This is a genomic window from Breoghania corrubedonensis, assembly GCF_003053845.1.
Lineage (GTDB): Bacteria > Pseudomonadota > Alphaproteobacteria > Rhizobiales > Stappiaceae > Breoghania > Breoghania corrubedonensis.
The window spans coordinates 1,638,609-1,653,348 of sequence record NZ_QAYG01000001.1; the positions used below are offsets into that span (position 1 = coordinate 1,638,609).

The 14,740-nt window shown below is 64.2% G+C and carries 13 protein-coding genes; 2 read left to right on the forward strand and 11 right to left on the reverse strand.

What is annotated here, in order from left to right; translation table 11 throughout:
- Positions 1 to 35: 35 nt before the first annotated feature.
- The 6 genes from pta to C8N35_RS07260 form a co-directional block, all read right to left on the reverse strand.
- Positions 36 to 1,742, reverse strand: coding sequence for a phosphate acetyltransferase (pta, locus tag C8N35_RS07235; RefSeq protein ID WP_146177356.1), 1,707 nt, complete (start codon positions 1,740 to 1,742; stop codon positions 36 to 38).
- Positions 1,739 to 2,968 (reverse strand): acetate/propionate family kinase, encoded by a 1,230-nt coding sequence (locus C8N35_RS07240; RefSeq protein ID WP_107988845.1) that lies wholly within the window; start codon positions 2,966 to 2,968, stop codon positions 1,739 to 1,741. Before C8N35_RS07240 ends, pta begins: the two co-directional genes overlap by 4 nt.
- A 303-nt stretch (positions 2,969 to 3,271) precedes the next feature.
- Positions 3,272 to 4,447, reverse strand: a complete 1,176-nt coding sequence (locus C8N35_RS07245; protein ID WP_107988846.1) for an acetyl-CoA C-acetyltransferase — start codon at positions 4,445 to 4,447, stop codon at positions 3,272 to 3,274.
- A 131-nt stretch (positions 4,448 to 4,578) separates the two neighbouring features.
- Positions 4,579 to 6,033, reverse strand: a complete 1,455-nt coding sequence (locus C8N35_RS07250) for a short-chain fatty acid transporter (RefSeq protein WP_107988847.1) — start codon at positions 6,031 to 6,033, stop codon at positions 4,579 to 4,581.
- 34 nt (positions 6,034 to 6,067) lie between these two features.
- On the reverse strand, positions 6,068 to 6,724 hold the full coding sequence (locus tag C8N35_RS07255) for a 3-oxoacid CoA-transferase subunit B (RefSeq protein ID WP_107988848.1): 657 nt from the start codon (positions 6,722 to 6,724) through the stop codon (positions 6,068 to 6,070).
- A 3-nt stretch (positions 6,725 to 6,727) separates the two neighbouring features.
- Positions 6,728 to 7,381, reverse strand: a complete 654-nt coding sequence (locus C8N35_RS07260) for a CoA transferase subunit A (RefSeq protein WP_107988849.1) — start codon at positions 7,379 to 7,381, stop codon at positions 6,728 to 6,730.
- Between the two features lie 407 nt (positions 7,382 to 7,788).
- Here C8N35_RS07260 and atoS point away from each other — a divergent pair, with 407 nt between their 5' ends.
- Complete coding sequence (atoS, locus tag C8N35_RS07265; RefSeq protein ID WP_107989151.1) at positions 7,789 to 9,669, forward strand: two-component system sensor histidine kinase AtoS; 1,881 nt, start codon at positions 7,789 to 7,791, stop codon at positions 9,667 to 9,669.
- Positions 9,666 to 11,048 (forward strand): acetoacetate metabolism transcriptional regulator AtoC, encoded by a 1,383-nt coding sequence (atoC, locus tag C8N35_RS07270; protein WP_107988850.1) that lies wholly within the window; start codon positions 9,666 to 9,668, stop codon positions 11,046 to 11,048. The genes atoS and atoC overlap by 4 nt, the downstream gene beginning before the upstream one ends.
- Here atoC and arsB read toward each other — a convergent pair.
- From arsB to C8N35_RS07295, 5 genes are read right to left on the reverse strand one after another with little or no spacing between them, the layout of a single operon-like run.
- Complete coding sequence (gene arsB, locus C8N35_RS07275) at positions 11,041 to 12,111, reverse strand: ACR3 family arsenite efflux transporter (RefSeq protein WP_107989152.1); 1,071 nt, start codon at positions 12,109 to 12,111, stop codon at positions 11,041 to 11,043. The two genes, atoC and arsB, sit on opposite strands and share 8 nt — an antisense overlap.
- Positions 12,112 to 12,168: 57 nt before the next feature.
- A complete protein-coding gene (locus C8N35_RS07280; protein WP_107988851.1) occupies positions 12,169 to 12,681 on the reverse strand; it encodes an arsenate reductase ArsC in 513 nt (170 codons plus the stop codon).
- Between the two features lie 11 nt (positions 12,682 to 12,692).
- Entirely contained in the window at positions 12,693 to 13,031 is a 339-nt protein-coding gene (locus C8N35_RS07285; RefSeq protein ID WP_107988852.1) for an ArsR/SmtB family transcription factor, read from the reverse strand.
- Positions 13,032 to 13,091: 60 nt separating this feature from the next.
- Positions 13,092 to 14,138 carry a LacI family DNA-binding transcriptional regulator gene (locus C8N35_RS07290; RefSeq protein WP_107988853.1) on the reverse strand — a complete coding sequence of 349 codons (1,047 nt, stop codon included), beginning with the start codon at positions 14,136 to 14,138 and terminating at the stop codon, positions 13,092 to 13,094.
- The gene (locus C8N35_RS07295; RefSeq protein WP_107988854.1) at positions 14,135 to 14,728 is read right to left on the reverse strand and encodes a dual specificity protein phosphatase family protein; all 594 of its coding nucleotides are present in this window, start codon (positions 14,726 to 14,728) and stop codon (positions 14,135 to 14,137) included. Before C8N35_RS07295 ends, C8N35_RS07290 begins: the two co-directional genes overlap by 4 nt.
- Positions 14,729 to 14,740: the final 12 nt, after the last annotated feature.

The window sequence follows — 14,740 nt, forward strand, 5'->3', positions numbered from 1 at the left end:
CCTGCGGCGGATAATGCCCGCCGGCGCGTGCCGGCCTATTCGGCCGCCGTGCGTGTCAGGCCGGCTTCGTCCTGCTGCGAAGACATTGCCTGAATGGCCGTCAGCACGATGGTGTAGACGATGTCGTCGACCAGCGAGCCCCGGGACAGATCGTTCACGGGCTTGCGCAGGCCCTGGAGCATCGGGCCGATGCTGACGACGCCGGCGGAGCGCTGCACGGCCTTGTAGGTCGTGTTGCCGGTGTTGAGGTCGGGGAAAATGAAGACATTCGCCCGCCCCGCGACCGTGCTGCCCGGCGCCTTGGTGCGGCCGACGCTTTCAACGCTCGCGGCATCGTATTGCAGCGGTCCGTCGATGGTCAGGTCGGGACGAAGCTCGCGGACGCGGGCGGTCGCCGCCTTCACCTTGTCCACGTCCGCGCCCTGGCCGGAATCGCCGGTGGAGTAGGAGATCATCGCGATCTTCGGGTCGATGCCGAAGGTGATGGCGGTGTCGGCGGTCTGGACGGCGATCTCGGCCAGTTGCTCGGCGTTCGGGTCCGGGTTGACGGCGCAGTCGCCATAGACGAACACCTCTTCCGGCATCAGCATGAAGAAGACGCTGGAGACGAGGCTCGCGCCCGGGCGGGTCTTGATCAGCTGTAGGGCCGGGCGCACCGTGTTGGCGGTGGTGTGAACCGCGCCGGAAACAAGCCCGTCCACGTCATCCTCGGCAAGCATCATGGTGCCGAGAACGACCCGGTCGCGCAATGCTTCGTCCGCCTGTTCCGGCGTCAGCCCCTTGTTCTTGCGCAGGGCGACCATCGGCTCGATGTAACGCGGGCGCAGGTCGGCCGGGTTGAGGATCTCGATGGTGTCGGGCAGCGTCACGCCGATGGCTTCGGCGCTTGCGCGCACCTCTTCGGGCTGGCCCAGCAGCACGCAGCGGGCGATGCCCTTCTCGGCGCAGATGGCTGCCGCCTGGAGCGTGCGCGGTTCGTCGCCTTCCGGCAGCACGATCCGCTTGTTCGCCTTCCGGGCCATCTCCACCATCCGGTACCGGAAGAGCGGCGGTGTCAGGCGGCGCAGGCGCGGGTCGCGGGAAAGCTCGGGAAACCAGTCGCGCATGCCGTCGGCCAGCCGTTCGATACGCGCAGGCGGGAATGGCGTGGAGGTGGCGGGCTCCGTGGTTTCGATCAGATCGCAAGGGCAGGCGAAAGCCCGCTCGTCGATCAGCGCGCGCAGGAGTCCGGCTCGTTCCGGATCTGCGGGCGCTCCGACAATAACCCGGATCGGGCTGCGGCCACGAGAGCGCCGGATGCCGTGAAGGACGTCTTCGATCCTGTCGATCACATCCTGCGGATCGGCGGTATCGCCGCTCACGTAGGGAATGACGTCGCAGCTCAGGCCGCGCGCCATGGCATAGTTCAGGTCATCGAGCAGCGAATGGCCGGGAAGCGGCGCGACGCCCTCCACGATCATGAATTCCCGGTCGCCTCTGGCCGCGACAACAATGCCGACAACTTCGTCCAGCAGATCGGCGGTGCGGTCCTGCCGGATCATCAGTTCAGCGTTGCGCCGTGAAACGAAGGGGCCTGCGATCTCGTCCGCCGCAACGCCCGCTTCAGCCACCGGCTTCACGTGACCGACCTTGTGCCCCGCCTCGGAAAACAGCAGACCCAGTGCGCGGGCGATATCCGATATCGGATCCTCGGCGAGCGTGGGAACCACAAACAGGGCACGCCCCTTTGGAAAGTTACTCATTGAACCATAGCCTTAGCTTCCTCGACCGGCCTGGGAGCTAGTCCCGTCAGGGTGAAGGTGTCGAGTGCGATCATTCGTTCTTCGTTGGTCGGGATGACGGCAACGACGCCGCCCGGGCCGCGTCCGATCACGCGGGGGCCGCGGTGCTGGACGGCGGAATTGGCAGCACAGTCTTCGCGAAGGCCGAGGGCTGCGAGACGGCTGACCACGTCGGAGCGCACCTTGACAGAGTTTTCCCCTATTCCGCCGGTGAAAACAAGCGCGTCCAGTCGGGGAAGCGACATCGCCAGTCCGCCCACATGGCGCGCGATGGAATGGGCGAAGACCGAGAGCGCCGTGCGTGCACCTTCGTGTCCGGCTGCGGCTGCGGCTTCAAGTTCCCGACAGTCGCTGGAAAGTTCGGAAAGGCCAAGCAGCCCGCTGTCGCGGTTCAGCATGTGTTCCAGTTCGGTGACGTCCAGCCCGCGTCGCCGTGCCACATGCGCGAGCGCGCCGAAGTCCACGTCGCCGGACCGCGTTCCCATGATCAGGCCTTCGAGCGGCGTCATGCCCATGGTCGTGTCCATCACCTTGCCGTTGAGAACCGCTGTCGCGGATGCCCCGTTGCCGAGGTGGGCGATGACAAGGCAATGGTCTTCGCGGGGCAGGGCAAGCAGGCGCAGGGCTTCGGTGGCGACATAGCAATGGGAGATGCCATGGAAGCCGTAGCGGCGCACGCCGAGTTCACGGTAGAGCCCGCGCGGCAGGCCATAAAGATAGGCTTCGGGTTCCATCGTCTGGTGGAACGCGGTGTCGAAGACCGCGATCTGCGGCAGGTCCGGCAAAGCCTTCATCGCACCGTAGATGCCGGCCAGGTTCGCCGGATTGTGAAGCGGCGCCAGCGAGCTGCATGCCTCGATGTCGGAAAGCACGGTCGGGGTGATCAGGGTCGATGTCTTGAAGGTTTCACCGCCGTGGACGACACGATGGCCAACGGCACCAATGGCTTCCAGCAGGCCCTGTTCTCTCAATGCGGTCAGGAAGTGCTCAAGCGCGTCCCGGTGGACACCGTTGGGCATGGCGATCTCGGTGTGCTTGTCGCCGCTCTTGATGGTCAGGCGGGCTTCCCGCGTTCCAATGCACTCGGCCAGACCGCGTATGCGCGGATCCGCGTCGGCGGGAGAAAAAACTGCGCATTTCAGGGAGGAGGACCCGCAGTTTACGACAAGAACCAGATTGGCTCGCATGGCAGCGCCTCAAGGGATGGTTGATCTGATCAAGAAGGTTGGCGGGTACCGCAGAGTGCGGCACCCGCCTGCAGACACCCCCGATCGGCAGGAGAGGGGGCATCATAGGTTTGATCCACGCGAAATGATGGAAACAATAACGCTTCCGGAGAGGTATTATTTGCATTCATCATTGCATTAAGGATCGTACCGAAAGTTATTCTTTTTGTATATTTCGTTTATTCAGGTGGGGTATAAGCATTTTGAATGGAAGCCGGGGCGGTTTGTCGCATCGTGAATTGCTGCCCCGGATCCGCGTCGCGGTTACGGCCGCTGCAGGCACATGGCGATGCCCATGCCGCCGCCGATGCACAGCGTGGCGAGCCCCTTCTTAGCGTCGCGGCGCTGCATCTCGTGGAGCAGGGTCACGAGGATGCGGGCGCCGGAAGCGCCGACCGGGTGGCCGAGTGCGATCGCGCCGCCGTTGACGTTGACCTTGGAGATGTCCCAACCCAGTTCGCGATTGACCGCGATGGCCTGTGCCGCGAAAGCCTCGTTGGCCTCGATGAGGTCGAGGTCGCCGACGCTCCATCCGGCCTTCTCCAGCGCGGCCTTGGAAGCCGGGATTGGGCCGGTGCCCATGATCTTGGGATCGACGCCGCGCGTCGCCCAGGAGACGATGCGGGCAAGCGGGATTACGCCGCGGGCCTTGGCGGCCTCTTCGCTCATGAGCACTGTGGCGGCGGCGCCGTCGTTGATGCCCGAGGCGTTGCCCGCGGTCACGGTGCCTTCCTTGGAGAAGGCCGGACGCAGCTTGCCCAACGCTTCCGCCGTCACGCCGGCACGCGGGAACTCGTCCGTGTCGACGACGGTCTCGCCCTTGCGCGACTTGATCGTCACGGGGACGATTTCGTCGGCGAAGCGTCCGGCCTTCATCGCGGCTTCGGCCTTCTGCTGCGATGAGGCGGCAAATTCGTCCTGGGCTTCACGGGTGATGCCGTACTGGAAGGCGATGTTCTCCGCTGTCACGCCCATGTGATAGCCGTGGAAGGCATCGGTAAGGCCGTCGCGCAGCATGGTGTCCACCAGCTCGAGCCCGCCCATCTTGGTGCCGGAGCGCAAGTGGGCGCAATGCGGAGCCTGGCTCATGCTCTCCTGGCCGCCGGCGATGATGATGTCCGCGTCGCCATTCTGGATCGCCTGCATGCCGAGGGCGACGGCGCGCAGGCCCGAGCCGCAAAGCTGGTTGATCGACAGAGCGGTTTTCTTGTTGGGGATACCTGCGTTGATGGCTGCCTGACGGGCGGGGTTCTGGCCCTGGCCGGCGGTGAGGATCTGGCCGAGGATCACCTCGTCCACGTCCTCCGCCTGCGTCTTCGCCCGGTTCAGCACTTCCCGGATCACGAGTTCGCCGAGGCTGTGGGCCGACTGGGAGGCGAGCGAACCGTTGAAGGAGCCGACGGGGGTGCGTACCGCTCCGGCGATGACGATGGAACTCATGGTAGGTCTCCTGTTGGGAGGTCCGACGCACCCTGGTGCCTTCTTCGAGGTGATGTCAGGGGTGCGAACGGGCTTCAAGAACTGATGGGTGGCGGGGGCGGTGACCGTCCCCGCTTGTCTCGCGGGATTTTTCAGCCTGCCAGGGTTTCTCCGAAGAACCACAGCAGGAAGAAGACGATCGGGGCGCTCACCAGCAACTGGGTGAACGTGAAGCCGACGATGTCCTTCGCCTGCAGCTTGACGATGCCGAGCAGCGGCAGCATCCAGAACGGGTTGATCAGGTTCGGCAAGGCTTCGGCGGCGTTGTAGACCTGGACGGCCCAGCCCATGTGGGCGTGGATGTCCTTGGCGGCCTGCAGCACGTAGGGTGCCTCGATGATCCACTTGCCGCCGCCCGAGGGGACGAGGAAGCCGAGGATCGCGGAATAGATGCCGATGACGATCGGGAAGACATCCTCGTTGGCGATGCTCACGAAGAGGGCCGACAGATGGTGCGAGATTGTGACACCGTCGGAGCCCGCGACATGAGTGAGCATGGCCGCGATCGCGCCGTAGAACGGGAACTGGATGATCACGCCCGTCGTGGTCGGCACGGCCTTGGTGACCGCGGTCAGGAAGCTGCGGATGTTCTTGTGCAGCAGCAGGCCCAGCATCAGGAAGAAGAAGTTGTAGTTGTTGAGGCTGGAGACGGTGCCGAGCACGCCCTTGGTGGAGAATTCGCTCCAGAAGTAGCCGACGGCCAGCAACACGATGAGGATCGGCAGCACGGGCGTGAATTCGAACCAGTCGCCGGGACGTTCCTGCTTCTGCGGGGCGGCGAACTCGTCAAAGACGTCGACGCCGAGGTCGGCCGCGGTCTTCACCTGGGCGCCGCGCGGGCTGGCGAAGTAGAACACCACCACCGAGCAGATCATCAGGACGAAGTAGAGCGCCACGGACTGCCACAGGAAGATCGTCTCGCTGAGCGGGATGACGCCGCTGATCTGCGAGATTGAAGCCGGCAGGGAGGCCGGGTTGGCCTGGAGCATGGCCGAGGAAGACGAGAGGCCGAGCGCCCAGGTCGAGCCCAGGCCGAGATAGGCCGCTGCACTGGCGCAGCGATAGTCCATGCGCAGGTCGGTGCGCCGTGCGATCGCCCGGACCAGAAGGCCGCCGAGGACGAGGCTGAGCGCCCAGTTCAGGTAGGACGCGCCCATCGAGACGAAGGCGACCCAGGCGGTCGCCTGCGGGCCGGTCATCGGCACGCTGGCGAGCTTTGCGATCAGCTTCGAGCACGGCGGCGAGGAGGCGACCACGAAACCGGTGATCGCGACCATGGCCATCTGGAGGGTGAAGGGGATCAGCGACCAGAAGCCGGAGCCAAAGCCGCTCGCGATCTCGAGCGGATGGGCGCCTACGGCGAGATCCGCCAGCGCGACGACGATGGTCGTCAGGATGACGAAGATGAAAGCGTCGGGGAAATACTTCTCGGCGAGTTTGGTGAACCCGAATGCCAGTCGCGCCAGACCGCGCGACTGTTGTTCTTCACCGGCCGCGAATTGGCCAGCGGCATCCGTTTCCACCGACTGTACGGTGTCGGTAGGCATGTCAGTTGTCCTCAGAATCTTGTGTGGGCGGGTGTCAGGCCGCCAGTTTCATGACGCCGATATCCGGGGCGACGATAAGGGAGGCCTCGGTCGCGGCCTTGACGTCGTCGACGGTCACCTCGGGAGAGATCTCACGCAGCACGAGTCCTTCCGCCGTCGGTTCGATGACGGCCATTTCCGTGACAATCAGGCTGATCCGGCGCACTGCGGTCAGCGGCAGGTTGCACTTCTTCAGGATCTTCGGTGCGCCCTTGGCGGTGTGGGTCATGGCGACGATCACGCGTTTTGCGCCGGCCACCAGATCCATCGCGCCGCCCATGCCGGGCACCATCTTGCCGGGGATCATCCAGTTGGCGAGCATGCCGTCCTCATCGACCTGCATGCCGCCGAGCACGGTCACGTCGAGATGGCCTCCGCGGATGAAGCCGAAGGAGGCGACGCTGTCGAAGGCGGCGGCACCGGGAATGACGCTGGTGGGCGAGCCGCCGGCATCGGTGAGTGCGTCCAGGGCCGAACCCGGGCCATCGAGCGGCTGCATGCCGATGATGCCGTTTTCCGACTGGAAGAAGCAGCGGACGCCGGCCGGCAGATAGTTCGCGACCATCGTCGGCAGCCCGATCCCGAGGTTCACCAGGTCGCCGTCGTTCATTTCCTGGGCGACACGTTGGGCGATGATTTCCTTGGCATTCATGATTCAGTCCTCCCGGCCCACGAGGGTGTCGACAATGACGCTCACCGTTTCCACCTGGTCCGGCGGAATGACGCCGACCGGCACGATCTCTCCGGCCTCGGCGATCACGGTGCCGGCGGCCATGGCCATGGGGGGATTGAAGTTGCGGGCGGTGAGCTCGTACTGCAGATTGCCGAAATGATCGGCGCGCCAGGCGTAGATCAGCGCGAACTGGGCTATGAGCGGCTTTTCCAGAAGGTAGGTGTCGCCGTCCACGTCGATGGTCTGCTTGCCTTCTGCAACGACCGTGCCCACGCCCGTCTTGGTCAGCACTCCGCCGAGGCCGGTGCCGCCGGCGCGGATGCGCTCGGCGAGCGTTCCCTGCGGAACGAGTTCAACCTCGATTTCGCCGGCGATCATCTGTTTCTGGGTCTCGGGATTGAGCCCGATATGGGATGCGACCAGCCGTGAAACGGCCTTGGCATCAATGAGCTTGCCGATGGCAAAGCCTGGCTTTGCCGTGTCGTTGGCGATGATCGTCAGGTCGTGCTTGCCCTGCCTTATCAGTTCGTCGATCAGCTTCAGCGGCGAACCGACCCCCATGAAGCCTCCAATCATGATGGAGGCTCCGTCGGGGATCTCCTCCACGGCTTTGGAGAGAGAACTTACCTTACTCATGCATCTTCCTTCCCTGGGTATGTCCAGGCACTGTCGAAAACGGGGCACGTTCATTGATGCCCCAGTATTGTTTCAACGTGTTGCCTTGGATCACCGCGACGACCATGTATATTCAATGATCGTGCCAGTTCGTGCTATGGGGAAGAAAAAGTATATAATACAGCAGCTTATACAACTTTATGCGATCTGGAATGATTCCGAATAGAGTGAAAAAATGAAATTAATTTCACTAAGTGTGCAAATTCTTGCTAGGCGCGTTTCAGTCTAGATTCCGAAGATGTGAAATTAACTGCACGTCGTGTGCATATTTTTTCACATGCGGCAATATAGTTTGCCGTTGGTGTCATAAATTCACTATGTATGGCGAGGTTCTTGCTAACACGCGCGACGATCCGACGGAGGGGTGCATGGCGTGGAATGGTCGGTTGCAACCCTGGTTCGATCGGGCGAATTTCGTCATCAAACCCAGCCTCAAGACCCGTCTGGTCCTGATGTCGCTGTTCGTGGCGGCGCTGCCCATCGCACTGGTATCCTTCATGCTGGAGCACGAAGGGCAGGAAACGCTGACAGCGGAGAAGACCGACAAGCTCTTCGCCCTGACGCATATTCTGGATGAGGAGCTCGGGCCGGGCGGTTTCGACGGCCTGCTTGCCGATCTGCCTTCCGGGACATCCGACCGCGCGGCGGCCGTGCGCTATCTGAACGGCAAGCTGAGACGGATCACCGACGAGGTCGCCCATGCCGATCCTGGGGTCGGCGTCGGCTACTATTCCCGCAAGCTGGACGCGATCATCAGTTACGGGCCGAGCGAGCAATATGGCGGAACCGTGGGCCAGAGCATCACGGCCGGCCATCCCGGACGCGAGGTTCTGGACACTGGCAATCCGAAGATCGCCTATGGCAGCATGGTGCGCGGCCAGGTGCTCAATGCCATGCTGCCGATCAAGCGCCATGGCGAGGTGACCGGTTACATCTGGGCCAACGAATTCACCGAGGCGGTGGAACGGCAGAAGGATGCGATCCGCGAGGCGGTAGGTTACGGCGTCGTCGCCGGATTGCTGCTGGCGCTGGTGGCAACCTTCTTCACGTCCCGGGGGCTCACCAACGACGTCAACCTGATCATCCGCAGCCTTGACCAGATGAAGGCCGACCTGCGGGTCACCGTTCCGCCGATGAAGAACGAGCTGGGTGACATCGGCAATGCCATCAACCGCATGGCCCAGGACCTGCTGGACGCCCGTTCGCTTACCGAAAACGTCCTGTCCTCGGTCGCCGACGGTATCATCGCCGTCGATCTGGAGGGTAATGTCCTGATGTTCAATCCGGCCGCCGAGGACCTCTACAACGTCGCCGGCAAGGATGTGATCGGGCGATCCTATCAGGAGCTGTTCGAGGAGCGAAAAGGCATGGCGAGCGTGATGCTCGACACGCTGAAGACCGGCCGTTCGCATATCGGCGAAAACCTCGAGATCGCCTCACTGGGGTCCGATCGCAAGATCACGGCTTCCTCGTCCGTGCTGCGCAATGGCGAGGGGCAGTGGATCGGCGCCGTCGTGGTGCTCAAGGATGTCAGCGAGCGGGACCGGCTGATGGGGCAGGTGATGCGGGCCGACCGGCTGGCGGCGCTCGGCGAGCTGACCGCCGGCATCGCCCACGAAATCCGCAATCCGCTCACCTCCATCCGCGGCTTCATGCAATATCTGAGCGAGAACAACACGGTGGAGGAATGGCGTGAATATGCGCCTCTGATCATTCGTCAGGTCGACAATCTCAACCACATCATCGAAGGCCTGCTGGTGTTCGGACGGCCTTGGCCGCCACGTATCGCCAGGGTTCAGCTCAACCGACTGGTGGAGGAAATGGCCTTCCTGACCAAGGGCAAGTCCCGGGCGCGGATCGACCTCGATCTGGGCGACGATGTGCCGGTGATCGACGCTGACGGGGAAGCCCTCAAGCAGGTTCTGCTCAATCTCCTCATCAACGCGCTTCAGGCGATGGGTGACGAGGATTCGGGCGTCGTAACGGTCTCCACCCGCCGCAAGACCGACGAGGTCATGATCGCGGTCAAAGACAACGGTGTCGGTCTGCCCGACAAGTTCAAGGGCAAGGTCTTCGATCCCTTCTTCTCGACGAAACCCGCAGGCACCGGCCTCGGTCTGGCGATGGTGCTCCGGATCGTCGACGCCCATCAGGGAACCATCACGTTCGAGAGCAAGGAAGGGGTCGGTACGACGGTGACCATATTGCTGCCTGTCGCACGAAAAAGCATCGAGGAGACAGTCTCTTGAGAGACACCGCGACAACCGCCCTGATCGTCGACGACGACGAGGCGATCTGCCATATGCTGGCGCCGGTCTTTTCCCGCGAGGGGTTCAACGTCGTGACGGCGGGTGACGGAAAGGAAGGTCTGGAGGCCTTCCGCCGGCACCATCCCACCATCGTGCTGCTCGATATCCGCATGCCGCGGATGAACGGGCTGGAGGCGCTGAAGGCGATCATCGAGATCGATCCGAAGGCTACCGTCATCCTGATGACCGCGTTTGCCGAGGTCGGCACGGCGGTGCAGGCCATGCGCGACGGCGCCTTCGACTACGTGATCAAGCCGTTCGACCTCGATGAGATCCGGCTGCTGGTGCGCCGCGCGCTGGAAATCAACACCATGCGCGCCGACATCGTTTCGCTCAGGCGCGAGCTGTCGGAGCGCTACGGTTCGGAAGGCATCCTGACCGACAACGCCCGCATGATCGAGTTGCGGGACACCATCAACAAGGTCGCTCGCAGTCAGGCGACGGTTCTCGTCCATGGCGAGAGCGGGACCGGCAAGGAACTCGTCGCCGCCGCCATCCACTATGGCAGTCCGCGTTCCGAGGGGCCGTTCGTGCGCGTCAATTGTGCTGCGATCCCGGAAGGTCTTCTCGAGAGCGAGTTCTTCGGGCACGAGAAGGGCGCCTTCACCGGGGCGGTGTCGCGCCGCCGGGGGCGGTTCGAGCAGGCCGAACACGGAACGCTGTTTCTCGACGAGATCGGCGAGATGCCGCGCGAGTTGCAGGTCAAGCTGTTGCGCGTGCTGCAGGAACGCGAGTTCGAGCGGGTTGGCGGCGAGAGCACGATCCGCACCGATGTGCGTGTGGTCGTCGCCACCAACCGGGATCTGGAGGCGATGGTGCGCGAGGGCACCTTCCGCCAGGACCTGTTCTTCCGTCTGAACGTGGTGTCGCTGAAGACCATACCCCTGCGCGAGCGTCCGGAGGACATACAGCTTCTGGCGAACCACTTTCTTGAGCGCTTCTGCGCCGAAAATACCGTGACCATCCGCGGCTTCGACGACGCGGCGATGGAGTGCCTTCTGGCCTATTCGTGGCCCGGCAACGTGCGCGAACTCGCCAATGCGGTGGAGCGTGCGGTCATCATGTGTACGACCCCGGTCATTCTTGTCGAGAATCTTCCCGAAAGCGTGGCGCAGGGAAGGGCGCCGCTCACCGACCCGATGACCATGCCGGGAGCGGACGACATCCGGCCCCTGCGCGAGATGGTGGGCCGGTTCGAAGCCCATATCATCGAGATGGCGCTCGCGCAGAACGACGGCAACCGGGCCCGCACCGCGCTCCAGCTCGGCATCAGCCGTCGCGCGTTGCAGTACAAGTTGCAGGATTACAGCATCAGCTGATCCCGGGTTCCCGCGAGGCGCCGTGCGCACGGGATTTCACTGCGCCGCCGCGTTCGTACCAGCCTTTGGAGCGGTTGACGATCCACACCACCGACAGCATGACGGGAACCTCGATCAGCACGCCGACGACGGTGGCGAGTGCCGCGCCTGAGTGGAAGCCGAACAGGCTGATGGCGGCGGCCACCGCCAGTTCGAAGAAGTTGGAAGCGCCGATCAGCGCCGAAGGTCCGGCCACGCAATGTTCCTCGCCGGAGAGGCGATTGAGCAGGTAGGCGAGGCCGGAGTTGAAATAGACCTGGATCAGGATCGGCACCGCCAGCAGCACGATGATGCCGGGCTGGGCGATGATCTGCTGGCCCTGAAAACCGAACAGCAGCACCAGCGTCGCCAGAAGCGCAACGAGCGAGATCGGTTGCAGGCGGGACAGCAGCCCGCTCAGCGCCGCTTCCCCGCGCCGCAGCATCTGGCGCCGGATGATCTGCGCGATGATCACCGGCACGACGATGTAGAGCACGACGGAGATCACCAGCGTTTCCCAGGGCACGGTGATGGCCGAAAGCCCCAGCAGCAGCGCCACGACGGGGGCGAAGGCGACGACCATGATAGCGTCGTTCAGCGCCACCTGCGTCAGTGTGAAATGCGGCTCGCCCTTCGTCAGGTTCGACCAGACGAAGACCATGGCGGTGCAGGGCGCCGCGGCCAGCAGGATCAGGCCGGCGATGTAGCTGTCGATCTGGTCGGCGGGCAGCATCGGACGGAAGAGCCAGCCGATGAAGAGCCAGCCGAGAAGCGCCATGGAAAAGGGTTTCACCGCCCAGTTGACGATCAGCGTCACACCGATGCCGCGCCAGTGCTTCGTCACGCCGGAAAGGGCCGCGAAGTCGATCTTCACCAGCATCGGGATGATCATCAGCCAGATCAGGAGAGCGACGGGCAGGTTCACCTTCGCAACCTCGATGGCGCCGATCTGGTGGAAGAATGAGGGGACGAGCTGGCCGAGGGCGATGCCGGCGACGATGCACGCGAGCACCCATACGGTCAGAAAGCGTTCGAAGAGGCCCATTGCCGGTGCGGCGGGCGCAGTCGTGTCGGTCATGTCAGGAACGTCCGGAAAACGGGGTTATCGGGCAGGCTCGCGTTCGCTGCGGCCGATGTCGTCGAGGCGCCGCTTGAGCGCCAGACGATCGATCGAGGCGACGGGCAGGTTCAGGAGCAGCGAGATGCGGGTCGACAGCATCCGGTAGGCTTCCGAAAAGGCAAGACGTCGTTCGCTTTCGTTGCCGGTCGCGGCTGCCGGATCGGGCACGCCCCAGTGCGCCGTCATCGGCTGGCCGGGCCAGATCGGGCAGGCCTCGGCGGCCGCCTGATCGCAGACGGTGAAGACGAAGTCCATCTTCGGGGCGCCGGGGACGGCGAACTCGTCCCAGCTCTTGGAGCGCAGACCGGCGGTGTCGTGACCGCGCCCGTTGAGCAGGTCGATGGCGAAAGGGTGTGGTTCGCCCTTCGGGTGCGAGCCGGCCGAGTAGGCATGGAAGCGGTTCTTGCCTTCGGCATTCAGGATCGTCTCGGCAATCAACGAGCGCGCGGAATTGCCGGTACACAGGAACAGCACGTTATAGACCGGATCGGACATGCGGGTCTCCTTCAGCAGGCGCAGGCGATTTCGTCGATGAGCGGTTTGCACAGGTCCTCGCGCCCGCCGCAGCAATCGCGAAGCAGGAAACCGAGCAGCCTGCGCAAGCCGTCCATGTCGGCGAAGTAGCGGATCGAGCGTCCCTGCCGCTCGTTGCGCACCAGCCCGGCGTTCAACAGGATCGACAGATTGGACGAGAGCGTGTTCTGGCGGACGTCGAGAGCGGTGCCAATCTCGCCCGCCGCCATGCCGTCGTGCCCCGCCCGGATCAGCAGGCGGAAGACGTCGAGACGGATCGGCTGGCTGAGCGCAGCGAATGCGATGAGTGCATAGCTTCTATTTTTATCCATATATCCAGAATTCTCGATATATGGATGTTTGTCAACCGGAATCTCCGGGGCCAAGGTTGCTCAACCGACGGTGTGGCGCTCCACCAGATGAACCGGAACGTCGAACCGGGTCGTCGGCGCGCCGGCCGGCCGTTTGATCGCCTCCATGGTGGCGCGGGTGAGCTCCTCCAGCGACTGGCGGATGGTCGTGAGACCATGCGAGGCCCAGCCGGAGATGGGAGCGTCGTCGAAGCCGATCACCGAGACATCGCCGGGCACGGAGAGGCCCAGCTCGAAGCGCGCGGTGTTGAGCACGCCCAGCGCGATCTCGTCCGTCACGCCGAAGATGCCGTCGTGTTCGATATGTGGGCCAAGATGAGGGCCGGGGCGGGCGAGCAGGGCGCGGGCGGCCTCCGCGCCGGTCTGATAAGAATTCGCGCCGTCCGCCCAGCGGGTGACAGGAATGCCGCGCCGGTCCATCTCCGCGCAGAAGGCGTCGGCGCGTGCGGTCTTGGCGGAGGTCCGTGAGCCGGAGACGACGACGGCAACCTTCCGGCATCCGGCTTGCGCCAGTCTCTCCGCCGCCAGTCGCCCACCCCGGGCAGAATCGCACAGGATCAGGTCGGCGAGCGTGCCCTCCGGCGGGTGCGGCCGATTGATCAGAACCATGCGGGCACCGTTCTGCGCGCACAAGCGGATCAGTTCGTCCGGTGTGGCGCCCGACAGCAGAACCACCGTGCGCACCCGGTAATCGAGAAGCCGCGCCAGATCCTCCGAGACGTCGCCGCCGGTCCGGGCGGTGTTCATCAGCAGGCATTGCAGTCCGCGGGCATGCAGCGCCGAACTCAGCGCGTCGAGCTGCGCGGAAATATAGGGGTTCGCGAAATTGCCGCCGACCACGCCGACGAGGTCGGAGCGCTCCTGGTGCAGGGTGCGGGCGAGGCGGTTGACGCGGTAGCCCAGTTCCTCTGCGGCCGCGAGAATCCGGTGCCGCGCCGATTTCGACACCTGCGCGCCGGGGGTAAAGGCGCGCGAGACGGTCGAGCGCGAGACGCCGGCCCGCTCGGCGACGTCGGCGGCGGAGACGAAGCGCCCCAGCGCTGCGATCTTCGAGCCCGGGCATGTCATCGCGCGAGAAGGCCCAGTTCCAGAACCTCGTTCGCGAGCGCGACCATCGGCGGCAGCGGATGCGTATCGGCAAGTCCGCGCAGCTGGCGCAGATGTCTGATGGCGGCCTCAAGGCTCGGATATTTCGCTGCGCGGCGCCAATGCAGCCACAGCGCCAGCACGGTGACCGAGCGCGAGCGTCCGCCCCGGCAATGGACCAGCAGCCCACCCGGCCGGTGCGCCGGATAATGCGGCTTGCCTGTCGTGTAGAGCCGGGCGAGCCCGTCGATCAGCATCACGGCGGCCGCGAGCGTCTGCGGCGCGTTGCCGGGGCCATCCAGCATGCCGATCTGATAGCGGCGCATCTCGGTGTCGTCAGTGAGCTTCAGCGGTGCGGGAAAGATGTTCATCGCCAGATTGAGGCTTGCCGTGATCCCGGCGCCTGAAAGGGCTTTCGGCTCCTCGGCAGCCGTCAGGTTGCCGAGCCAGAACCGGTCGATGCCCGGTCCGACATCGTCGGCCACGGGGATCAGCAGCGGCAGAACATCCTCGCGCGCCTCCTCGGGAGGAACGAAGGCGGGAAGGGCGTGTCGTGTGGCAGACTTGGTCATGAGAGGCCTTGT

Excerpts from the sequence above, each read along its gene's own strand:
- C8N35_RS07285 (WP_107988852.1), bottom strand. The coding sequence starts at position 13,031 with ATGGATAAAAATAGAAGCTATGCACTCATCGCATTCGCTGCGCTCAGC.
- C8N35_RS07280 (WP_107988851.1), bottom strand. The coding sequence starts at position 12,681 with ATGTCCGATCCGGTCTATAACGTGCTGTTCCTGTGTACCGGCAATTCC.
- C8N35_RS07255 (WP_107988848.1), bottom strand. The coding sequence starts at position 6,724 with ATGAATGCCAAGGAAATCATCGCCCAACGTGTCGCCCAGGAAATGAAC.
- arsB (WP_107989152.1), bottom strand. The coding sequence starts at position 12,111 with ATGGGCCTCTTCGAACGCTTTCTGACCGTATGGGTGCTCGCGTGCATC.
- C8N35_RS07290 (WP_107988853.1), bottom strand. The coding sequence starts at position 14,138 with ATGACATGCCCGGGCTCGAAGATCGCAGCGCTGGGGCGCTTCGTCTCC.
- atoS (WP_107989151.1), top strand. The coding sequence starts at position 7,789 with ATGGCGTGGAATGGTCGGTTGCAACCCTGGTTCGATCGGGCGAATTTC.
- C8N35_RS07245 (WP_107988846.1), bottom strand. The coding sequence starts at position 4,447 with ATGAGTTCCATCGTCATCGCCGGAGCGGTACGCACCCCCGTCGGCTCC.
- C8N35_RS07260 (WP_107988849.1), bottom strand. The coding sequence starts at position 7,381 with ATGAGTAAGGTAAGTTCTCTCTCCAAAGCCGTGGAGGAGATCCCCGAC.
- C8N35_RS07240 (WP_107988845.1), bottom strand. The coding sequence starts at position 2,968 with ATGCGAGCCAATCTGGTTCTTGTCGTAAACTGCGGGTCCTCCTCCCTG.
- pta (WP_146177356.1), bottom strand. The coding sequence starts at position 1,742 with ATGAGTAACTTTCCAAAGGGGCGTGCCCTGTTTGTGGTTCCCACGCTC.
- C8N35_RS07250 (WP_107988847.1), bottom strand. The coding sequence starts at position 6,033 with ATGCCTACCGACACCGTACAGTCGGTGGAAACGGATGCCGCTGGCCAA.
- C8N35_RS07295 (WP_107988854.1), bottom strand. The coding sequence starts at position 14,728 with ATGACCAAGTCTGCCACACGACACGCCCTTCCCGCCTTCGTTCCTCCC.